Source organism: Vibrio sp. 1874, assembly GCF_033344395.1.
In the GTDB taxonomy this organism is placed as follows: domain Bacteria; phylum Pseudomonadota; class Gammaproteobacteria; order Enterobacterales; family Vibrionaceae; genus Vibrio; species Vibrio alginolyticus.
Genome location: NZ_JAWPOR010000001.1, coordinates 103,155 through 125,058, shown reverse-complemented (window position 1 = coordinate 125,058; position 21,904 = coordinate 103,155). Strand labels below are relative to the sequence as shown.

General features: G+C 44.5%; 17 protein-coding genes. 8 read left to right on the top strand and 9 right to left on the bottom strand.

Features of this window, described 5'->3' with window-relative positions:
• Window positions 1-465: 465 nt before the first annotated feature.
• Window positions 466-1,059 (top strand): mechanosensitive ion channel family protein, encoded by a 594-nt coding sequence (locus tag R8N46_RS00625; protein ID WP_213972084.1) that lies wholly within the window; start codon window positions 466-468, stop codon window positions 1,057-1,059.
• A gap of 300 nt (window positions 1,060-1,359) precedes the next feature.
• Here R8N46_RS00625 and R8N46_RS00620 read toward each other — a convergent pair whose 3' ends face one another.
• Window positions 1,360-1,698 (bottom strand): hypothetical protein, encoded by a 339-nt coding sequence (locus R8N46_RS00620; RefSeq protein ID WP_025500824.1) that lies wholly within the window; start codon window positions 1,696-1,698, stop codon window positions 1,360-1,362.
• Between the two features lie 231 nt (window positions 1,699-1,929).
• On the opposite strand from R8N46_RS00620, the gene R8N46_RS00615 reads away from it, so the two are divergent.
• Entirely contained in the window at window positions 1,930-2,514 is a 585-nt protein-coding gene (locus R8N46_RS00615) for a flavodoxin family protein (RefSeq protein ID WP_115386877.1), read from the top strand.
• A gap of 63 nt (window positions 2,515-2,577) precedes the next feature.
• Here the strand turns inward: R8N46_RS00615 and R8N46_RS00610 are convergent, their stop codons facing one another.
• Window positions 2,578-4,203, bottom strand: coding sequence for an ABC transporter substrate-binding protein (locus R8N46_RS00610; RefSeq protein WP_115386878.1), 1,626 nt, complete (start codon window positions 4,201-4,203; stop codon window positions 2,578-2,580).
• A gap of 141 nt (window positions 4,204-4,344) precedes the next feature.
• Between R8N46_RS00610 and mpaA the strand changes: the two genes are divergently transcribed.
• A complete protein-coding gene (gene mpaA, locus R8N46_RS00605; RefSeq protein ID WP_115386879.1) occupies window positions 4,345-5,055 on the top strand; it encodes a murein tripeptide amidase MpaA in 711 nt (236 codons plus the stop codon).
• A 19-nt stretch (window positions 5,056-5,074) separates the two neighbouring features.
• On the opposite strand, the gene R8N46_RS00600 is transcribed toward mpaA, so the two are convergent.
• Window positions 5,075-5,926 carry an SIS domain-containing protein gene (locus R8N46_RS00600; protein WP_213972083.1) on the bottom strand — a complete coding sequence of 284 codons (852 nt, stop codon included), beginning with the start codon at window positions 5,924-5,926 and terminating at the stop codon, window positions 5,075-5,077.
• Window positions 5,927-6,168: 242 nt separating this feature from the next.
• Between R8N46_RS00600 and murQ the strand changes: the two genes are divergently transcribed.
• The 3 genes from murQ to R8N46_RS00585 all read left to right on the top strand — a co-directional run bounded on the left by murQ (window position 6,169) and on the right by R8N46_RS00585 (window position 9,758).
• On the top strand, window positions 6,169-7,071 hold the full coding sequence (gene murQ / locus R8N46_RS00595; RefSeq protein WP_053303963.1) for an N-acetylmuramic acid 6-phosphate etherase: 903 nt from the start codon (window positions 6,169-6,171) through the stop codon (window positions 7,069-7,071).
• Window positions 7,072-7,099: 28 nt separating this feature from the next.
• Window positions 7,100-8,554 carry a PTS N-acetylmuramic acid transporter subunit IIBC gene (gene murP / locus R8N46_RS00590; protein ID WP_062730872.1) on the top strand — a complete coding sequence of 485 codons (1,455 nt, stop codon included), beginning with the start codon at window positions 7,100-7,102 and terminating at the stop codon, window positions 8,552-8,554.
• Window positions 8,555-8,702: 148 nt separating this feature from the next.
• On the top strand, window positions 8,703-9,758 hold the full coding sequence (locus R8N46_RS00585) for a porin (protein WP_213972082.1): 1,056 nt from the start codon (window positions 8,703-8,705) through the stop codon (window positions 9,756-9,758).
• Window positions 9,759-9,847: 89 nt separating this feature from the next.
• On the opposite strand, the gene R8N46_RS00580 is transcribed toward R8N46_RS00585, so the two are convergent.
• A complete protein-coding gene (locus tag R8N46_RS00580) occupies window positions 9,848-10,513 on the bottom strand; it encodes a peptidase E (protein WP_130545317.1) in 666 nt (221 codons plus the stop codon).
• Between the two features lie 37 nt (window positions 10,514-10,550).
• Window positions 10,551-11,462, bottom strand: a complete 912-nt coding sequence (locus R8N46_RS00575) for a LysR family transcriptional regulator (RefSeq protein ID WP_213972081.1) — start codon at window positions 11,460-11,462, stop codon at window positions 10,551-10,553.
• Between the two features lie 88 nt (window positions 11,463-11,550).
• Here R8N46_RS00575 and catC point away from each other — a divergent pair, with 88 nt between their 5' ends.
• The gene (catC, locus tag R8N46_RS00570; protein WP_005383592.1) at window positions 11,551-12,210 is read left to right on the top strand and encodes a type C chloramphenicol O-acetyltransferase; all 660 of its coding nucleotides are present in this window, start codon (window positions 11,551-11,553) and stop codon (window positions 12,208-12,210) included.
• Window positions 12,211-12,266: 56 nt separating this feature from the next.
• Here catC and R8N46_RS00565 read toward each other — a convergent pair whose 3' ends face one another.
• From R8N46_RS00565 to R8N46_RS00550, 4 genes are all read right to left on the bottom strand, one after another.
• Window positions 12,267-13,946: a DUF342 domain-containing protein gene (locus tag R8N46_RS00565; RefSeq protein WP_213972080.1), complete on the bottom strand. Its 1,680-nt coding sequence runs from the start codon at window positions 13,944-13,946 to the stop codon at window positions 12,267-12,269.
• A 251-nt stretch (window positions 13,947-14,197) separates the two neighbouring features.
• Entirely contained in the window at window positions 14,198-16,225 is a 2,028-nt protein-coding gene (locus R8N46_RS00560; protein WP_213972079.1) for a tRNA(Met) cytidine acetyltransferase TmcA, read from the bottom strand.
• A gap of 105 nt (window positions 16,226-16,330) precedes the next feature.
• Window positions 16,331-17,305, bottom strand: a complete 975-nt coding sequence (locus R8N46_RS00555) for a ParB/RepB/Spo0J family partition protein (RefSeq protein ID WP_005374504.1) — start codon at window positions 17,303-17,305, stop codon at window positions 16,331-16,333.
• Window positions 17,306-17,312: 7 nt separating this feature from the next.
• Window positions 17,313-18,530 carry an AAA family ATPase gene (locus tag R8N46_RS00550; RefSeq protein ID WP_005374503.1) on the bottom strand — a complete coding sequence of 406 codons (1,218 nt, stop codon included), beginning with the start codon at window positions 18,528-18,530 and terminating at the stop codon, window positions 17,313-17,315.
• A gap of 1,237 nt (window positions 18,531-19,767) precedes the next feature.
• Here R8N46_RS00550 and R8N46_RS00545 point away from each other — a divergent pair.
• On the top strand, window positions 19,768-21,738 hold the full coding sequence (locus R8N46_RS00545) for a replication initiator protein RctB domain-containing protein (protein ID WP_017635223.1): 1,971 nt from the start codon (window positions 19,768-19,770) through the stop codon (window positions 21,736-21,738).
• Window positions 21,739-21,904 lie beyond the last annotated feature (166 nt).

The window sequence follows — 21,904 nt, the reverse complement described above, 5'->3', positions numbered from 1 at the left end:
GCCCCGTTTAACTTGTGTTTAACGGGGCTTATTTTATTGGGAGCCCGAGATAATTAAGTTCTTCAAGCGCGACCCAAACGAGTACAAGGCCAACAATCACGAATAAAATCATAATCGCCTTTTCATCTTCTTCCATTTTTCAACGCCCTAAAAGCTATTTCAATTAATACACCTTAGGTTATCAGGACAAAAGTCATATTCAGCTCGTTTATGAGGAACTAGCGTCATAGAATGTCGGATATGGGATACAGCTCAAAGAATGCTCTCTTCAAAATCACGTCAGCTTTGATTGAATATAAGTAATGAAGCCAAAGAGTTCGTAATGCTCACTAAGTCTTTGATTAACTTATATAGTACTCTGTGGTACCTCAACACAGAGACAAATGGTGTAAAGAAAAATTGTGATTACTTACAGCAAAAAATCAGCTATAAAAGCCGCTTTCTAGATATCGTCGAGATGAAGAAATGAATGATTGGATCCAATTTGAGCAAGTGAGCCAGTATTTCACTACGGGCTCCCTCGGTTACAAACTATTGATGGGCATTTTTGTCCTGATCGCGTATCACATCCTGAAGAGGATTGTAAATAGAGCCATCCTAAATTTGGCAACAACGAAAGGTGTAAAAAAGGCTCGTTTGAGTTTTATTCAGCGCTGTTTCAATGTCGCGCTGCTATTTTTGACCGCCTCTATTTTTGCCATTATCACAGGTATTGGCTATGGCGATGTGTCTTTGTTCCTATCGTCCATTTTTGCCGTATTAGGTGTGGCGTTTATTGCGCAGTGGTCAATTCTGAGCAACATCACTGCCAGCTTTTTGATCTTTTTTGTCTTCCCGTACCGAGTGGGTGACCGAATTAAAGTCGTAGACAAAGATGAAGACATCTGCGGTGAGATTCAAGAAATCAGCATGTTTCACGTGTTAATTAAGCACGACAACGGAAACTTAATCACTTACCCAAACAACCAGATTTTGCAAAAAGCAGTGCTAAAGCTGGCAAAAAACAAGCCAGAGCCAAGTAAAGCAAAATCACGGATTTATACTCGCAGAAAGAAATAACCCACTAAAAAGCCGATGTATCTACATCGGCTTTTTAGTATCACTTGGTGGTCACAAATAACCCAAAGTTAATGGCGAAAAACAGTGAAGAGACAAAACGTATAAGCTGAAGGTCACCACTGTATTCTTTCATGATAAAAGCATGACACATCGCCGAAACCAAAAGCGCCACTTCAACCAAAGGAAGCTTCTTATTTACGAACCTTAAATAAATACAAAAAATAGAGATGGTGCAAGCAAAGAAAAAATCGTCACTAGTTCCATCTTCCTTAAAATACAAGGACATGGTTTTAGTTAAGCTTATATTTTTAGCTTCATTATGAGCCAACCACTAATATTTAGCGAGATAAGGGCATAAAAGAGGTAAAAAACAAGACTGACCGAAACAAAAAGTAGTGCATGCACTTTTTCTTCTAAGCTCTCTGGATGAACATTCATATCCACATCAAACACACCCGCTATAAAGTGTGCAAATACCGTGGAAGAGGCTGTAGAAAGGCCTCCTACCATAATGATAATAATCCCTCGCCTTAAGAAACGATGAAATGTACTTTTCCCGCCTTGGATCAGGTCTGAGTTTACATATTTTAATCTATTTTTCCGCCTATTACTCATCACTAGTATCGGTACCTTTATCATTGTTTCCAAGAGAGTTTTCTACATCTTTAAGATCTTCCTTTAACGCTTTTATACACGATATTCATCGTCGTTGCATTCACTGTAGTTATGCCGTCGACTTACCCTATAAGAAAGCTCTTTAGATACCAATTCGTACTTTATCTATCTCAAATCTCTTCTTGACCTCAACTTAGCTTGAGGTTTTAGCCTTAGTCGCACGATTAAAAATCAACAATGAAAAAAGGAACCATTGTGTCCAAAATTGCGATTATTTATTTCTCTAAAACCGACGTTACTGGTCAGCTTGCTCGCGCGATTGCCGCAGGCCTTGAACAACAAGGCATTAAGCAGCAAGATGAATGTGAAATCCTCTCTCACCGAATTGAAGGTAGTGAGATTATTGAGGGACGTTTTGTGAACCCTAAACTAATGGATGAACTTGCTGAGTGTGATGCGATTATCTTTGGCTCACCGACCTATATGGGCGGTGTAGCAGCGCAGTTTAAAGCATTTGCAGATGCAAGCAGTGAATCTTGGTATTACCAAAAATGGGCGAGCAAAATCGCGGCAGGCTTTACCAGTGGTGGGGCAATGAATGGCGACCAATCTTGCACATTACAATATCTACAAACGCTCGCTAACCAACACGGCATGATGTGGGTCGGGTTGGATAAGATCAGCAATTCTGGGGAGCAAAGCCTGAATCGTTATGGTGTACAAGGTGGTATTGTTGCACAAGGTGGTGAAGGTGGTCAGTTGCATGCTTCTGATGTTGCAACGGCGGAGTATCTTGGCAAACGAGTCGCTATGCTCGTGAATAAGCTCTCCACTCGCTAACAATAAAAAGAAGCCCCGTAAGATACATCTTCGGGGCTTCATATTTATCGCTTGTTTTGAGCGCTACTTCTTGATGTAGAGGTCTTTCGAGTAGATACGACCTTCTACGTTGTTCTTGGCAAAACCGCCAACCGTAGGACGAACCAAACGCGCTTGCATGTAGTAGTAAATCGGTGCGATTGGCATATCCGCCGCCAACAATTGCTCGGCTTGATCATAGAAACCTTGGCGTGCTTTCTCATTGGTTGCAGCCAATGCACTGTTCATCGCGTTGTCGTACGCTTCACTGCTGTAACGTGCAAAGTTACCCGAAGAACCTGAGCGAAGTAAGCTCAGGAAAGTAGACGCTTCATTGTAATCACCGCACCAGGAAGCACGCATCACATCGAAATTGCCTTGTTTACGCGCCACTAAGTACGACTTCCACTCTTGGTTTTCTAACTCCACGTTTGCACCGAGATTTTTTTGTAGCATCGACGCTATCGCAACCGCGATCGATTTGTTTGCCTCACTGGTGTTGTACAGCAATTTAAAATCGAGCGGCTTGTCTTTGCTGTAACCCGCTTCTTTTAACAACTGACGCGCTTTCTCGTCACGTTGTTGCTGACTCCACTTACTATACTCAGGGGGCGTCGCATCAAAACCGGCAGTGTACTGATGCGCAAAGGTATACGCAGGAAGGTTGCCCACTTGCGTGACACCATTCGTAATCACATCACGCATGATGGAGTACGACACCGCTTGACGCACTCGCGCATCATCAAATGGCGGACGAGTGGTATTGAACGCGTAGTAATACGTGCACAGTAATGGCACCACCGTGTAAGCCTGCTTGTAATCTTGTTTAAGCTTCTGCGCCATATGAGTCGGCACATCGGACGTGATATCCAACTCTCCTGCCGCATAACGATTGATCGACGCGTTTTGGTTTTCAAACGGAATGTAAGTCACTCTGTTTAGATGCGTATCTGCGCTGTCCCAGTAACTTGGACTCTTAACCAGTTCAATGCGCTCATTCACGACCCACTTATCCAATGTGAATGCACCGTTGCTAACAAATTGGTCTGGATCGCTCCACGGCTTGTCGCGGTTTTCCACTGTCGCTTGATGCACTGGCATCATGGACGTGTGCCCAGTCATAGCAACAAAGTACGGCACTTGACTGTCCAACTCAAAACGTAGGGTGTATTTATCCACTGCCTTGATGCCGAGATCGTCCAAAGGCTTTTTGCCCTCTGCTACATCGGTGATGTTTTTGATCTTGGTGAGTTTGAGATACCAAACATTTGGAGAAGCGGTTTTCGGATCTACCGCTCGGCGCAGTGAATAGACAAAATCATCCGCTGTCACAGGCTCGCCATTCGACCATTTCGCGTCTTTGCGCAAGTGAAAAGTAAAGGTTTGGTTGTCGTTGGTTTCCCATGATTCTGCCACACCGGGAATAATGTTTCCGTCACGATCTTGAATCACAAGCCCTTCAAATAAGTCACGAATCACATGCATTTCTGGCAGACCTTCGGCTTTCGCTGGATCAAGCGTCGCCGCCTCTGCGTCATTCGCACGTACTAAATGCTGTTCTGCGGCGAGTTGAACGCCGTTAGGTAAGGTATCCGCAACGACAGATGCAGAAAGAAAAGGGGTGAATAAAGAGGAAATCAGCAACGCCGTTGAATGTTTTTTAAAATCCATATCGTTTTTCGTTCTCCTAACGCGTCTTGTGAAGCAAGCGCCACAATTAACATTTCAACCGTTGACGAGTTTAAACGGTTCGGTTTAGCTAGGTGTAATTAGCTTAGATATTGATATTACTTCATCAATCAGGAGATTACGGTGAGTCTAATTCCAAGAACGGAAAGAGCGGCATTTTTAATTCGGCCAACAACATACGGTCATTCCGTGCTTGGTGCGCCATTACTGTATTTTCCGGCACAAGTCGAAAGTGCTTCGCGAGGTTTGATTTTGGCAGGCACTCACGGGGATGAGACAGCCTCGATTGCAGGTTTGTCCTGTGCGCTAAGAAGCTTGCCAGCTAAAAACTTACGACATGATGTGATTCTGTCAATGAATCCTGACGGCAACCAGCTAGGCACACGTGCAAATGCAAACCAAGTGGATCTCAATCGCGCGTTTCCAACCCCAAATTGGACTGAGCATGGCACCGTGTATCGATGGAGCTCTCACACACCCGTTCGAGACGTAAAGGTGAAAACAGGCTCTAAAAACCAGCTAGAGCCAGAAGTTGGCGCATTAATTAACTTGATTGAACTGCGCAGGCCAAAGTTTGTAGTGTCGTTTCACGAACCGCTTGCGTTTGTAGATGATCCCAAACATTCCAACCTTGCCAAATGGCTCCACGAGCAGTTTCAGCTGCCAATCGTGGACGATGTCGACTACGAAACACCCGGCTCATTCGGCACTTGGTGTAGTGAACGTGATTTACCTTGCATCACGTTGGAGTTACCGGCAATTTCTGCCGATCTCACCATTGAAAAGCATCTATCCGCTTTTATTGCTTTACTGATGCACGATCCGGATCTTTAGTCCGCTGTTGGTTAAGCGATCATGTGAGGATCTGTTTGATGTCGGTACTGATATCGCTGATCAACTGACGTGCACTTTCGTCTCTTTGCTGAACCAAGATGATAAACAGCAAATCGGTGATCACGTTTTGCGCGGTGCGCGAAGCAATGGATGAGCTGCGATGTTCCGTTTCATTGGCAATCGTATCAAACGTAATATCGGCAATACCACGCAAGCGGCTTCTCCCAGGAGCAGATAACGCAATCACCTTCGCGCCCTGCTCTTTTGCCGCTTCTGCCGCGACGAGAATTTCTTTGCGCTCACCCGAAAACGAGATTGCGATCTGAACATCTTCTGGAGAGAGCGTGCGGGCAACAGCAATCTGCACGTGGCTGTCTTGTTCAGAAAGCGCCGTAATACCAAGTTTAAGCAGTTTAAAGCTTAAATCCTTCGCGGTCAGTGCAGAGCCCCCAATCCCGACCACTTGCACTCGACGCGCTTCACTCAACCATTTCACCGCTTGGTGACACGCTTCGTAAGACAGCGTATTGGTAGTTTGAAACATAGCGTCGGTTTTCGCTTTCACCAGTTTCTGTGAAATAACCGCAATGGGGTCGTCAGCCAAAATATCACTGTGCAGCGGTGTCGACTGCGTCGCATGCTTACGGCCAATCTCTTCATTCAGAGCTAACTTAAACTCGCTGTAACCTTTAAAGCCGATACGCTGAGTAAATTTCACAATGCTCGATTGACTCACTTTTACTTGCGCCGCAAGTTCTTGGCTAGTGAGCAGCGCCGCCTTTTCTGCGTTTTCAACAATCCAATCGCCAACCAAACGACCACTTTGCGAAAGCTGAGTACGCCTCGCGACTATCCTATTGATAACTGACACAACAAAAACCTCAAAAATTTTAAATAAATTATTCCAAAACAGAAATAATAGGCGTTTGATTTAACCCCCTGATTATTCTAACCAAGACAGTTAATCCCGGATGTAATAGACGTATATTTTCTCTCATTATTCCAAATTTCTCCTGCATAAAGAATAACCTCAAGTGTGATTTTTATCACCAAACCTGAATATTTTATTCCATAAAATCGCCCTCAGATTGAACATTACGAAGAGTGCAAAACATGAAGATTGATTTAAGCAGATTGGTGACAGAAAGCCGTAACCCAGCCAGTGCCGAGATCGATACGCTTTCGACCATCGAGATGCTGCAAGTCATTAATGAAGAGGATCAAAAAGTCCCGCTCGCGGTAAAAGCGGTGCTACCACAAATTGCAGAGACAGTTGACGCAATTACCCAAGCTTTTGCAAATGGTGGCCGTTTAATTTACATGGGAGCTGGTACGTCAGGTCGCTTAGGCATTCTTGATGCAAGCGAGTGTCCTCCTACCTACGGCACGCATCCAGATATGGTGATTGGCTTAATTGCTGGTGGACATCAAGCGATTTTAAAAGCGGTAGAAAACGCAGAAGACAACGCGAAAATGGGTCAAGACGACTTAAAAGCACTTCACCTCACCAAGCATGACGTGGTTGTAGGCATTGCAGCGAGTGGCCGTACACCTTATGTACTAGGTGGTTTGGACTACGCTAAATCCATCGGAGCCACGACCGCATCTATCGCCTGTAATCCAGAATGTGCCATGGCAGAAGCGGCCGACATCGCGATTCTGCCGATAGTTGGCGCAGAGGTTGTCACTGGATCTTCTCGCATGAAAGCCGGCACCGCACAAAAACTGGTGCTAAACATGCTCACGACAGGCGCAATGATTCGTAGCGGTAAGGTATTTGGCAACTTAATGGTGGATGTAGAAGCCACTAACGCCAAGCTCATCCAACGCCAAACCAACATTGTTGTGGAAGCAACCGGCGCATCAAAAGAAGAAGCAGAGCGAGCATTAAAGGCCTGCGGTCGCCACTGCAAAACCGCCATCTTAATGATTTTGGCCGATTTGGATGCCGAACAAGCCAAATCACGCCTCGCCGCGCACAACGGCTTTATTCGCGCAGCACTAAATAATAACTAAATAATCCGAGTTCTGAAGGATAGACCCTATGGCAAAAATAACTTCAAACACAGTATCGCAGTTGCTGTCCGCAGTGGGTGGCAGTAACAACGTAAGCAAATGTGGTAACTGTATGACGCGTTTGCGTTTATCGCTCGCCAACAATGGCTTGGCTGATCAATCAGTTATCAAGCAAATTCCCGGCGTAATGGGTGTGGTGGAAAGCGATGAGCAGTTTCAGATCATTCTCGGTCCCGGAAAAGCTCAACAAGCGGCTGAGATGATGAATCAATTGATCGACAGCTTAACCTCTGGTGACAGTGAAGAAGCAGATATGCCGCAACAAGATCTTTCTGCCGTCGCAGCCGAGCAGAAAAAACAGATGAAGAGTAAGCAAACCAGTGCGGTTCAGCGTTTTTTAAGCAAGTTTGCCACTATCTTTACGCCGTTGATCCCAGGCTTTATTGCCGCTGGTTTGTTGCTAGGTTTTGCGACGTTATTGGAGCAGATGTTTGTTCTTGACCAGACACCAAGCCAGTTTATGTTGGATTTGATCGCCTACATGAAAGTCTTTGGTAAGGGTCTGTTTGCTTTCTTAAGTATTCTGATTGGTTACAACGCGCAGCAAGCGTTTGGCGGCTCTGGTGTTAATGGTGCCATTCTCGCCTCTTTGTTTGTGCTGGGTTACAACCCAGAGGCTACATCCGGCATTTACTCTGGCATGAACGAGTTTTTCGGCTTTGCGATTGATCCGCGCGGCAACATTATCGGCGTACTTTTGGCGGCGATCATCGGTGCGCAAGTCGAGCGTAAAGTCCGTCAATACATGCCTGATGATCTGGACATGATCTTAACGTCCGTTATTACTCTATTGATCATGGGTGCGGTAACCTTCTTGATCATCATGCCGATCGGCGGCGAGCTGTTTAAAGGGATGTCTTGGTTGTTCCTCAACTTAAACGATAACCCATTAGGCGCTGCAATCTTGGCAGGTTTGTTCTTAATTTCTGTGGTATTTGGCATCCACCAGGGTTTTGTTCCAGTGTACTTCGCATTGATGGAAGCACAGGGTTTTAACTCGCTGTTTCCTATCTTGGCGATGGCTGGTGGCGGTCAGGTTGGCGCGTCAATGGCGCTGTATTTCAAAGCCAAAAAAGACGCTCTACTACGCACTCAAGTTAAAGGCGCCATTATTCCGGGTCTTCTAGGCATTGGCGAACCATTGATTTACGGCGTGACATTACCACGCGTAAAACCATTCGTTACCGCTTGTATTGGTGGTGCTGCAGGCGGCTTCTTTATCGGTTTAGTTTCTTACCTTGGCTTGCCAGTTGGTCTTAATACGGTGTTTGGCCCGTCCGGTATCGTGGCGATTCCTCTCATGACATCTGAAAATGGCATCTTCCCGGGCATGATGGTGTTTGTTGCCGGCCTGCTTATCTCTTACATCGTCGGCTTCCTCGCGACTTACTTCTTTGGCTGCAAAGACGTCGATTTAAGCTAAATCATTCTTCCCCTATAGGAATGGACTAGCTCGCGCCCTTGGCAAACAAGGGCGCACCCTCTCTCTACTTCACGACAATTTTTCTTATTCCGTTACTCGGAAGGGGCTTTGTCGTACCTAAAACAATAGAAATGAAAGGTCGTTAATCATGAAAAAGCACATTTTGACTCTACTTCTCCCAACATTGATGGCATCAAACGCAATGGCAGCGCAGCTGTATCAAGCGGAAGATGGGTCAGTTTTAAATATTTACTCTCGTCTTGGTTTCAATGTCACCAGTAAAAATGATGAGCACGGCGATGCAAATGGCGAGTTTGATGGCCGTATTGGTTTAAACGGTTCACAAACCATCAACGAGTACGCGTCGATCATCGGCCAAGCGCAATACCAAGTGGGTGCCGCTGAATACGCAAACCAAGTAAACGACAAACCGTCTCTGACCGCACGTTATGTATGGGCGGGTATTGATGCGAAAGATTATGGTCGCATTACTGGTGGTCGCGTGGCATCTGGGTTGATTATGTTTACCGACATTGGTGATGTGTTCGCCTCTTCCGATGTTTCTATGGCGCGCCAAGCGAATAAAGTCGACAAAACCGCAACGCAAGTTTTCCGTCAAGATGGCACGCTGCAATACCAAAACAGCCTAGGTAATGTCGATTTTTCTGTCGCGTACATTTTAGGAAACAACACTTCTGAGCTCGAATACGGTTACAACACTGCACTGCGTTATACGCTAGACATGGGGAATTTGGGTACCTTGGCACCAGTGATAGCGATGCAGAAGAATAAAGGTGATGCACGTGAAAGCAACGACACCGATTACACATTCTGGGGCGCAGGTACGCGTTACTACCTAGGTGATTTGATGTTGGGTGCGTTGTACTCGGAAGATGAACTAGAGGGCTATTACTCACAAACCAGTACCGACAAAGTGATGGAACTAACGGCGGTTTACAGTGTAAATGACAAATGGGTACTGCGTGCTGGTTATCGTTCTTTAGAAAACAGTGATGGTGACGAGCTAGAGCTGAAAGATACAACGCTAGAAGTGCAATACAAACTGACGCCTCGTTCTTCTATCTACACAAACTACGTTGATCGTAACGGCTCGCGTGGCTACAGCAATGGACAAGAAGTCTCGTTTGGCGGTGCGCACGCAGACGAAAGCTACTACCACTTAGGTCTACGTTACGAGCTGTAAGCACGATACCTAATGTAAGTTAGCTGAATCCATGAGCTTCTTCTGTGTCCGGTCAGTAGTTATTGCCTTTAATGCTGATTTGAAGAAGCTCACCCTCGCCATATGTTTTCTTCGTTACCTGTTTTAACAAACACGCCTGCATCAGGGAAGCTGGTGACAGTAGCTAACAATTTTCCATCAACAAAGTGCAATGCCGCATAATCGTGAATGCCATAACAAGTGATGCTCGGTTGAGAACGAGCAAAGGCTTGGAAAACCTCGAACTTCTCACCTACATGAGAAAAATGCGCCGCAGCCAAACCGTCAATAAATCCAAGACAACGCATAACTTGGTATGCTTCGGGATCACTGTCTGTCACCGCAAACTCAAACCAACAAATTGCACCTGCGCTCATGCCACAAATGATGATGCCTTGTTCATAACACTGCTTGAGTATTCTATCGATTCCCCATTCGCGCCAAATGGCCAACATCGAACGCGTATTACCGCCACCGACGTAAATGATGTCTTGTTCAAATAGCGTTTCTTTCCAACCAGCTTCAAACTTAAACAGCGGAAAATGGGTCACGTTTTCACTAAGCTTCGCATCGTAAAAACGTTCAATCACTTCATCGGCATCTCCCGTGGCTGTAGGTAGAAAACAAATGTTTGGATTCTCCTTACCAGACAAAGACAAAATGTATTGATCGAGCGGGCTCGGATTCTCTCCCATCATCCAGCCCCCACCGCCAATCGCAATACAGTGTTTTCGCATTCCTTTGCTTCCTCAATTGTTGCTAAGTTTGTTGTCGCTATTCTCCGACAGAATATATGTTCCTAAAGTGATCAATGAACGCTCGCGTTCTTCTTGGTAAGTGCTCACGTTTTGGGTAAAGCAGATAAAGCGGCAAAATCGCATCCGTTTGCCATTCTGGCAGCAAACTCACGAGTTGTTCTTTTTGTGCAGGGTCGAGTTTAGCCAGTGCAAATTCATCTAACATGGCTACACCACAGCCAGTCAAAGTAGCATCCAACATGGACTGGACAAGATTAAAACTCAGCGTACTTTCTAACTCAATGCTGCACTGCTGTTGAGTTTGCTTATGCGTAAACGTCCACTTGTCTAACACCAAGTCACGACTTTTATAAAGGATGTGCTCTAAGTCACCAAGCTCCTCTGGCGTACTTACCTTTGGTTTATCAGCTAAATACGAGCGATGAGCGATCGGTTTACAGTGTAAAGTGCGTAGCTGATGGCCGACGTATCCCTCTGGGGGAGTATCGGTAAAGTAGAATGCGATATCAAACCCAGCCTCAATCAAGTCGAGAGGTGTCTCTGTGAAGATCACTTCAACACTCACTTGTGGATGTTGCAATCGAAACTCGATCAATGTTTGGCTGAGTAACGCAGCTCCGAAAGAAGCGGACGCCGCTATTCTCAATTTTCCCGATACGATCTCGTTTACCATGACTTGCTCATTGATCTGCTCAGCGCCTTCGAGCAGTTGCTTTACCTGCTGATAAAACCGCAAACCATCGTAGGTCAAATTAAACTGGCGCGTAGTTCGCTGAATAAGCTGCACCGACAATATGTCTTCAAGCTGTTTAAGTTGCCGACTTACATGCGCATTCGAACAATTCAGTCGCTTTGCTGCACCAGCAATACTTCGTTCCTCACACAAAGCGACGTAAAGTGGTACGTAGCTGAGCCATTTTATTTCCATACAGTAATTCTGAATCTCTAAAATCAAACTACTGGAAATAATAGAAAGCCTCTAAACTCTGTACAACCTAAATTTGAAAGGATGAGTTATGAGTGTTTTCGACACGTGGTTAAAAGGTCAAGTCATTAAAGATCACATCACTAATCCCAATATCATCGTTGGCGATTACAGCTATTACTCGGGCTTCTATCATCAAAAAAGCTTCGAAGAGCAAGCGGTACGCTACTTGTTGGGTGACCCCGTCACACTTCAAGAATGGCAAAGTAGAGAACCCGATAGCATCGACAAATTAATCATTGGCAAGTTTTGTTCCATCGCTTCTGGAGCCACCTTCATGATGGCAGGAAACCAAGGTCATCGCATTGACTGGATTTCGACCTTCCCCTTCTCTCCTGAAGACTTTGGAGAAGGCGTACAAGACGGTTTCGAGCGTGCCGGAGATACAGTGGTGGGGAACGATGTTTGGATTGGCAGCGAGGCGATGATCATGCCCGGAGTAAACATCGGTGATGGAGCCGTCATCGGAGCACGCACCGTAGTGACGAAAGACGTGCAACCTTATTCGGTAGTGGTTGGAAACAACCAAGTCGTACGTCAACGATTCAGCGATAAAGAGATTGAAACTCTACTCAATATCCAATGGTGGAACTGGCCAATAGAACACATTAAACAAGCAATGAAAGTAATGTGTAGCAGCCAAGTCGGTGCGCTTGCGGACTACTATCAAGAGCACATTGTCGATTTGTAGATAAACAAAAGCCCACACATCTTGTTGCGACGTGTGGGCTCAGTGAGTAAGAAAGCTTAAACCGCAGCGACGTCCTCTTCTTCCAAGTTCGCCGAGACTTTAATTTCGTATTGATTGAAACGGAACGAACAACCGCCATGAGTGCGCTTTGTCGTTACCTGCTCGTCGCCAAACTGCACCGTCACGCGTGTGAAGACACGCTCTTTGGCTTCGACAATATTTTCTTCTAACGCGACTTCAAAGTCGTGTTCCGTTTGTTCTAGCTTTTGCTTTATCGCTTCAAGCTGCTCGTTGTTTTGTGTTTTCATCACAGCAATCTGAGCTTGTTCTTCGTCGGTACGTTCGGCTTTAGGACGTTTCTTAAATTCGAGCTCTTTACGAATCACATCCATCGTTCCTTCTTGAGCGTGTTTGTATTGATCTTTGAGCTCTGCTAATCGCTCCTTAAATGCAGAATAGCGTGCGAACGCTTCTACCTTAGTGGCGGTGTCGCCTTCTACGCCCAATTGTAAGCACACCACTTTGCCACCGACTTTTGCATCTCCGCCGCTGAGCGTGCCGTTCCTACCGTTCGCATCTAGCACCGTCAGATTGCGCCCACAAACAATATCGTTATTCATGCTGTGCACCGCCAACTCAATATTTTCGCCGGCTTGCAAATCACAATATTGGGCGTAGCTGGCACGAATCGAACCTTTGGCTTTGACGTGACAACTCTTTGGCTGGCCATCACTCATGGTGTGGCCAATGATCCCTTTACCAACTTGGATGTCGTCTTGCGCTTGTACGTCAGCCGATTCAATGAAGCCGCCTACAGTAATAGAGCCCGTCGCTTTAACAATCATGCCAGATTCAATGTTGCCACCGATAATCACATTCCCTTTGAATTTCACGTGGCCTGTATTCACGCCAACGCTATTGAGGCAGAGTGCGTTATCAACTTCGATGGTTTTGTCTTTAATCAGAGGCGTACCGGATACCGATGCAATCAATAGGTTTGGGTCTTGCTTGCTTATCTCAGTGCCTTTGCCCGGCTTCATTGGGCTGTCTTTTCCGGCTTGCGGAGGAATCACTCGCCCTTGAACAGTAAAACCAGGCGTGCCTTTGGTCGCAGGCGTGCGGCGCATCACCTCATCGCCTACGCCAACCGCGATAGTTTCACCGAGATTACGTAAATCAATTTTGTCGCTAGCAGATTGGCCGTCTTTGGGTTTGAGGATGCGTTTGGTGATGTCTTTAACAAGAGGAGTAAAAAGAGCGTCTTTGCCTTTGATAGGTTGCTTACCAACCGCTACAGGTTGAGAAAAAGTTTCGCCAGGTTTGAGCTGAGTGCTGACAACCAACACTTTCTTCAAAGCCAGTTTGTTGATGCCTTTCGAAACTCGCGCTTGAGCAAGAGCTTGAACAATCTCGGGGCCACGTAAACCTCGGCCTCCGTACGCACCGACAACGTTCATACTGGCGAGCATGTCATTATTCGACAATTCGACCTCAACTTGTGCGTTGCGTTTTTCTGCAATGACGATGCCTTCGTAAGCTTCAGCTTTACGTTCTTTGGCGCAGTTAATGAACCTAACGACTTCCCCCTCTACAATAAACATCTTTTCAGCGTTCATTGCGACGAGCTGCTCGTTTAATTCATTTTGATTTAGCTCACCACCGAGATCCACTTCACCCGGAAGACGGGCTATCACCTTGATCTTATCTTCAGATAACTCAAGACACAGCTTCCACATACCCTTACCACTTTGCTTCCCATCAACACTTTCAGTCTAACCAAATCCGTTTTCTGAACAAACCTCGCATTTCTTATTATAGGGCTCACGTCACTAAAGAAAGTAATCCATCAATAACGGTTAAACAGGATATTAAGAGAAAACTCGATTTAGCCTAAGGCTCAATCAAAATACACGCTGAAACAAAAAGGAGCTGGATTTACAGTGTAAAATCAGCTCCCAATAATTTCATTTACAGTGTAAATTTCCCTTTATTGTTTACAGTGTAAATCGCTCCAAATGTGTCTTACTTCGTCCCTTAACTGCTGCTCAACTTGCCTTCTTCCAGGTAAACCAAATTGCTGAGCACATTCAGTCCAACTACGGTTAAGAAAAAGCTTACTAATCATCAAGTCGGAAGCAGAGTTCAAACCTAAATTAAGTAACCACTGTTGAAGCCACACAGACACAGACTCATAACTGTTACCACCATCAGCATAACATTCAATTAGTAATAACTTAGCGGGATGAAGTGGACTCATTCCCAAAGGTTGCGACAATAGAGCTCGAAAAATAGGGGCTTCTAATTTTGGATAGACGTCAGCCACATTGTTAGACAACATTTCTTCAAATAGCGCCTGAGATTGGTCGACCCAAGCCGTCTGTTGGGAATCACAAGGTTTGACCATCAAGACTGAATAACAACCGCTAGCAGCATCGCGCATTGACCCTAAGCGAATTGTACGGAAGTTCGATTGTCGCCAGAAATAGAGCAACTCTTCCGTCGCACCAAAACTCGTGGATAAGTAGGCAATGTGTTTAGCAGCCATTTGCTCAAGTTGCTGCAGAATTTTTTGACCAATGCCTTTGCCTTGCAATGCTGGATGAACCGCAATTCTCATGACTCGCAGCGTCGATAGATTCGCGACATTCGGGAATCCTAGGTGGTTTGCAATCGTAATTGGGGCTAAGTGTCCTTTAGGACGACGCTTACCAAGCTGGATTTCTTCAATCAATTCATCGTCAAGGCCCCCCTCTTCGATCGCTAATATCACCCCCACAACCGCATTATCTTGCTTAGCAAAATAGAGCTGACTGTTGTCGTCTTGCAAAAGGTGAATCAAATCATTCGGCGAGGTCTGATAATGAGCATTCACCAAAAGAGCGAAGCACTCACGCAGCAAACTAGGCTGCGATATCAAATGGTTCTTATCGGCTTTAGAAAGGGAAATTGAGTCGACCTGTTTAAGTTGATGGTGCGTTAACTCCGCATCCAACAAAAACGCGTCATAGAGCCATGATTCAAGCGCATCATTCATGCTCCAGCGGATGGGCTGTGTCATGTGCCATGTTTTCATTCCCGAGCGCTGTTTCTGAAGCCAATCAACAAATTTAATCGTAAAGCCCCGGCCACAACCTTCATAACCATGAACAGTCGTAGAAAAAACGAGTCGATGATAATGTTCGGTAATGCTTTTGAGCATAGGAACTGGAATTGCAGCCGCTTCATCGACAAGTAACAAATCACATTCAGGTCTGCTCGATAGAAGTTCGTCAGGAGCAATGAATTGAATGGCTCCCTGCCCTGATTCTAATCTGTCCTTCCTAATACGCTGCGCATTTGGAAGTAGCCGCAAAGCATGTTGGTAAACAGGCTCAACGGCTTTTATAGATGGTGCGGTAATTAAGATTCTAAGTGGCTTCTGCTGTAATAAGCTCGCACACGCAATGCCGAGGGCACTTGTTTTTCCACGTCCACGATCAGCGGTCAAAATTAATGGTCGCTTTCGATGTCCTGTCACCACCTTTTCAATTAGAGAAATGGCATGTTCTTGTTCCGTGTAGTGGCTTTCTTTTTCTGCTTGCTTGATGTCTGGAGCCGTTGGCAATGGTTTGTCTTGCTCAATAACAACGAGCTTCTCCCATTGTTTGTGCATCCATTGCTGAGCAAAATTCGCATTTTGTCGCAGCTCAGTAATGACAATAAGAAAACCGCCGCCAACCAATGAGCCAAGCGCGGCGGTAAAACTATTGGCGTCAAAGCCATTTCGAGCATCAAACAATAGAACGTCACACTCTCTGCCTAGCAACATGTGCCCTTGTTTAGACGAAACACTGGATACGTTTTTCAAACCAAAATCACCAACAGAAAACCAACGTTGATGGCGCTGCGTTTTATGGAACTCTGACATCAACGCATTTTGCCAAGAAGCCTCGCCTTGAATGACAATACCAATCCTTTGGAAAGATTGGTGAGCTTGATGTTGAAGTGATGAAAGGAAATCAGATTGTGTCTGCATTTTGTCTATCCAACGTTGAACTGACGCAATGGTATCACATCTTTAATTTGACGCTTCTCAGATATAAAAAAACCGCCCGGAGGCGGTTGATTCAATCATCATTTGTTATTGCAGTTTGGTTTGTACAAACGCAAGAATCTCTTCCATTAAGCTGTCGTCAACTTTCTTCAAGTTCAACGCCAGGCTGCTACCTTTTCGGCTATAGCTTGCTCGACCTTTAACTAAGTCGACTTTTTCCGTCTTCTTACCAGGTTTTGCTGGTGCAAGTTCAGTAATCCAATTTTCGATGCTTTCCGTGACTTCTTTTGTCAGACGAGCAACGCCTTGAGCTGTGCTTCGCTGCCATAAAAACCCTTCGCTAGAGCGACATTTATCTAACAGCTCTTGCTGCTGCTCTGGCGTCAGCGTTGAAAACTGTTTGTGCAGTTTCACGATAGTTGGACGACCGAGATCGCCAACATTCGGATACGCTTGAAGCAGTTCTAACGGTAATGCTGCGGCTTTTAAAGCGCCACTTACCAACGCTTCACTGCACTGGAACATTTTTGCCAATGCTTTCTGATCTTCAGCTTCACCACTATCAAGCTTAGCCTGCATCTCTTTCCCTTTTTCATATAAAGAGAGCGGCTTGTGAGCATTTGCCACATCAGACAAAAACTTAGCATGGTCAGTATTAATGTTGTCAGCAACATAAACCAAAAAGTCTTGTTCAGCGAGGATACAAGACATGCGACGACGGCTACCATCTAAAACTTCGATCTTGCCATCTTCAGTTCTACGACCCACAGCTGGATATTGTTGGCCACGCTCTTTGAGTGTGACTAAAACATCAGATAAAGCATGTTCGTTTAAGAACGATTGCTCACGAGCGTTATCAACAAATACTGTTGTTTCTGTCGCAACTTTATTTGCAGGAATACGCACAAGTTCAAACTGAACAATATTTTCACCTGCAACTGCTAGTTCAATCGTTTGAGCTTTCTCTTTTGCCGCAGTTTGCGCCTCTTGCGGAGTCACAACACGACGCTTATTCGTTTTGCCAAATAATTTCGCGTTTAATTCAGACGTTTTCAAAGCCATTTACTTATTACCCCTGATTCAATGACGGCCAATTAGAGTGCAGCACACGCTCTAATTCCAGTGCGCTTTTATGAACAGCGTCTTGCGCGGTAGCTAGTGTCTTCTTACCGCCTTCAAAATCGCTTACTGTCAGATCAAATACTGTGCTGTAGGTATCGGCACAGGTTTCAAACGCACGGCTACGAGGAATAGTAGCCATCATAACTTGGTCACCTAGAAGATAGTTCATTTCAGTTAAAACAGAAACTTGCTTCTTATTGTCGTCCTCAAACATGGTTGGCATCAAGCGAACAAACTCAAGACCATTCCAGTCCTCCGGGAACATTTCATATACCGTAGGCAAATGCTGGAAGAAGTTTACTGTTGAAGCCCAATCCAGACGCTTAGCCGCACAAGGAATTAGCAAGGCATTTGATGCATACATAGCATTCCATACTAATGGGTCAACGTGTGGACCGGTATCAATCATAATGATATCGAAGTCATCAGCAATTTTATCAATCAGTTGCTCTTTCAGCAGACGGACGATATCGAGTGATGGGTCTTCAGATAGCGTTTGCCATGCTTCCGCATTAAACATCGCGTCTTCTGGAAACGCTGAAATCGACTTTAAGTTCGGATATTGCGTTGGCAGCAATACGTTTTTACGTAAAAATTCACTGTCAATTTCCACACCATCAGGCACGTTACCCAACATAATGTCTACCGCAGAATAGATATTATCATGCTCTGCCATGCTGATTTGCGGGTTGAGGAATAAACGTAGCGAGCCTTGTGGGTCTAAGTCGATTAAACAAATACGGTATCGTTTATCCAAATTTAGCGCTAAACATGCCGCTAAATGAACCGCGGTCATTGATTTACCTGTACCGCCCTTTTGGTTCTGCACATTAATAATCCAAGGTTTGTTACCTGAATTCTTTTTACGCTCATGAAATTTAGGCACTTCAGCCGCATCCATGAGCATGTGTGCTTCTTCTAACGTAATTGAATAATGATTCGCGTTGTTTTTAGTAAATTGATGCCCAGCGGCTTCCATTTTACCAATCGCGTCGTCGAGCTTACGGCGAGTTAGACCAGAACGGGTTTCCATCATCGCTTTCGACATTGGTGGGAAGTAGTTATCGCTTCGCTCTTCTAAAACAATTTCAATACGGTCAGCTTGAACCTGCTGAGTCAGCTCCGCTAACTCAAGAAGGTTTTCAATCGTTTTTTCTCTTTTCATGCCAAATTCCGTTGGAAGGATTTATAATTGCAATTGTACAGCAGTAAAGACCAAAAACAACAAAAAGGTGCACGAACATTTTGAATTACCATCACATAAAAAAACACCCAAATCGACGCTTTTATGATTTATGGTCAAAAAGATAACTATTTCTAATCAAATAATCTTCTCATAAGTGGACACCTAAACTTAAAAATAAAAAGTGTTACAGCGTCACTAATTTACAATGTAAATCAATTTTCTACCGGAACGATTATAATCTTAAGCTAAATTACGGGTTATGTTAGACCAACCTAATTTAAACGATAAATAGTAAGTAATATCGGAACAATAAAGACCTGAACACCTTGATCATGTCTCCGAGCAAAATAGGGCAGTTCCAGCGAAACATCTATGGAAGTATGATCAAGGCATGCTTATGATCATGCTTCCGTGTTAATAAGCAAATCCGAAAGCATGATCATGGAAAAATAGAGCAGAGTACGGTGTAAACACGCAAATAAAATAAGATCCATTAATCGGAAATATGATCAAGCCTTAGAATCTCTCGGAAGCATGAGTTTTCTTCTCTGATTTACGGTTGAGTGCAGACAGAACGGGGGATTGAGCAGAAATTGACGTTATAGAAGCCGGAACAATGAAATTGCTCAAGTTGCTATGATAAATCACGCTCTCATGATCATGCTTCCTGTAAATAAGCAGAGACTAGGATTTACTTCTAAATATGAGCGACTTGAATGTATTTTAATCAGATGAGTGATATCTCATCAATATGGGCGCCAGAACGATAGATATATTGGCTCTTGATCATCGATCCGAGTATAAATAACATCACCAATGCACAATATAATCATCGTGAAGATCATTATTAAATACTGCATCTGTGGATAACCTGTAAAAACATCATGATCATCGTTTCAAGACTCTTTTGATCATCTTTTCATAACCTTAATGATCATGCTTACGAATAAATATGATCATGCTTTCAGGTTATTGTTGATCATACTTTCAGACTTCTTATGATCATAGTTCCGAAACACATGGAAATAATAGTCTTATAGAACAAAAGCTTAGCGAGAAATTTCAAGCCAGATCATTAGATCATATAATCAATTAAGATCAGATTAATCAAAAAGATCAGTTATTTAAAAACAATCTTTTTTCTTTATTTATGATCTGTTTTTCTTTATTCTTCGGAACCATAGCACAACTACGGCTAGTGTGATCTGGATCTAAAATGACGGCTGATGAAAAAATTCTGATTAAAGCACCGAGAAGCCACAAAGATGGCCATCTTTTTGAGGTACATGAATCCTCTGCGGATTGGGTAGAGCAGTACCAACATTTCAAAGGGGTGACCAAAAGCATCTTAGAGTTGCTTAATCTGATCTCATTACGAGGCTTCAGCAGCAAGGATGGTTTGGTTTCAACCACAGAGATTGTGGAAGCAACAGATGGGCAACTCACACGTGCAGCCCTGCAACAACGTTTGCGCGCGGCAGTAAATATTGGTTTATTTACTCAAACTCCAGTGCGTTTTGAAGAGGGACTTGCTGGTAAAACGATGCTACATAAATTTGTGAATCCCAATCAGCTTATATCTGTGTTGGGAGCAACAAGTCTCGTTACCGACAAAGTTCGTCAGAACGAAAAACAAAAACGTTCGAAAGCATTGGCTCAGACTCAAGTAAACAAACGTTTGTTGAATGAGCACGGGTTAAACACACCTCCCACGATGAAAGATGAAGCCGATCAATTTGTTGTATCTCCAACAAATTGGGCTGGGATCATTGACCAAGCACTTGCGCCACCAAGAACTCGAAAAAGTTATCAGAAATCCATGGTGTCGATCTCTGGCACTAAAGCCGTTATTGAGACGCGATCATCCAAAAATATCATGACTGTGGATGATCTCATGACCCTGTTCGCTCTCTTCACGTTAACGGTTCAGTATCATGATCATCACAAAGATCAGTATCAGCTTGATGCGGCTCACGTACCAAACAAAACGCCGCTATACATCACTGATATTTTGTCGCTCAGAGGCAAAAAAGACAGTGGCCCAGCTCGTGATTCCATTCGCGATAGCATTGATCGCATTGAATTCACTGATTTTCAGCTCCATGAACTTACGGGACGTTGGCTAAGTGAAAACATGCCAGAGGGCTTCAAAAGTGATCGTTTTCGTTTTCTTGCTCGAACCATCACGGCCTCTGAAGAGGCACCTGTGGAGGGAAGCGATGGTGAAATTCGTATCAAGCCAAACTTATATATTTTAGTTTGGGAACCTTCGTTTTATGAAGAGCTGTTAACGCGCGATTATTTCTTCTTGTTTCCGCCAGAGATCTTGAAACAACATACTTTGGTGTTTCAACTGTACTCTTTCTTCCGTAGTCGCATGGTTCGTCGTCACACGGATTGCATGCTACTGAGTGAGTTAAACCAGAAACTTGCACGTAACATTGAATGGCGACGTTTCTCCATGGATCTGATCCGAGAACTAAAGCGTTTGTCTGATGGAAAAGGGAATGATGATCTATTCGTCGTTAATTTGTGGGGTTATCACCTGACGATCGAAACCATGATCGAAAATGACAAAGTGATGGACTACCAGATCGACATCAAATGTGATGTCGAAGAGGTCTTACGTTATTCACGAGCGCGAACGACCAACGCAGGAAAGCGTAACATGGCGCCTACGCTGCCAAACCCACTTCGTAATGAGATGGTAACCCGACAACAGCTTGAGGAGCTCTCAGGCATCATAGACGGCGAATTTGAGCCCATTCAACGCAAAGCACCGTCTCCAAGAGGAAATTTAGGGCGACGCGTGAAGCAAAGAAAACATTTGGTAGAGATCAATGCTGATGAGATCACCATTACTCTATCTAAATATACCTCACCAGAGGCTCTAGAACGCAGTATAACGGCTTTGTCTGCGATGACAGGGCACTCGTACGCCTCAATCAAAGAAGAGTGCTCAGATTACATAGAGAAGCTCGATTGGCTAAGGGTAGGGGATGAGCCGATTCCTTATGAGACATTAAGTAAAACCGTCGAGCTGTTTAACACCCAGAACGATGTTAAGCATCTTACCATCGAACGCTTGATTGCGGGGTTAGCGGTGCGTCGGAAAGTTTGTCGTCAAATCTTCGATGGTCACATGGATGAAATGGTATTTCGTGCCTTGGATGAAATGGCGATTTAAAAGTGTCGCTTGATGTGTATCAAGCTATAGGTGTGATGTATCGGTTTGAAATGTAACAATGTCTTTCGATGATAAAAAACAGACTTAACTCTTACAAACCACTGACATTAGAAGCCAAGCCTAATACTACTATTTATCCCGAATAGACAACCTTTTGTCCTTTCTG

Coding starts and splice junctions, on each gene's coding strand:
- R8N46_RS00560 (WP_213972079.1), bottom strand. CDS start 16,225: ATGCAGACACAATCTGATTTCCTTTCATCACTTCAACATCAAGCTCAC.
- R8N46_RS00625 (WP_213972084.1), top strand. CDS start 466: ATGAATGATTGGATCCAATTTGAGCAAGTGAGCCAGTATTTCACTACG.
- catC (WP_005383592.1), top strand. CDS start 11,551: ATGAGTGTTTTCGACACGTGGTTAAAAGGTCAAGTCATTAAAGATCAC.
- R8N46_RS00585 (WP_213972082.1), top strand. CDS start 8,703: ATGAAAAAGCACATTTTGACTCTACTTCTCCCAACATTGATGGCATCA.
- R8N46_RS00545 (WP_017635223.1), top strand. CDS start 19,768: ATGACGGCTGATGAAAAAATTCTGATTAAAGCACCGAGAAGCCACAAA.
- R8N46_RS00550 (WP_005374503.1), bottom strand. CDS start 18,530: ATGAAAAGAGAAAAAACGATTGAAAACCTTCTTGAGTTAGCGGAGCTG.
- R8N46_RS00610 (WP_115386878.1), bottom strand. CDS start 4,203: ATGGATTTTAAAAAACATTCAACGGCGTTGCTGATTTCCTCTTTATTC.
- R8N46_RS00620 (WP_025500824.1), bottom strand. CDS start 1,698: ATGATAAAGGTACCGATACTAGTGATGAGTAATAGGCGGAAAAATAGA.
- R8N46_RS00580 (WP_130545317.1), bottom strand. CDS start 10,513: ATGCGAAAACACTGTATTGCGATTGGCGGTGGGGGCTGGATGATGGGA.
- R8N46_RS00565 (WP_213972080.1), bottom strand. CDS start 13,946: ATGTGGAAGCTGTGTCTTGAGTTATCTGAAGATAAGATCAAGGTGATA.
- R8N46_RS00555 (WP_005374504.1), bottom strand. CDS start 17,305: ATGGCTTTGAAAACGTCTGAATTAAACGCGAAATTATTTGGCAAAACG.
- murQ (WP_053303963.1), top strand. CDS start 6,169: ATGAAGATTGATTTAAGCAGATTGGTGACAGAAAGCCGTAACCCAGCC.
- murP (WP_062730872.1), top strand. CDS start 7,100: ATGGCAAAAATAACTTCAAACACAGTATCGCAGTTGCTGTCCGCAGTG.
- R8N46_RS00575 (WP_213972081.1), bottom strand. CDS start 11,462: ATGGAAATAAAATGGCTCAGCTACGTACCACTTTACGTCGCTTTGTGT.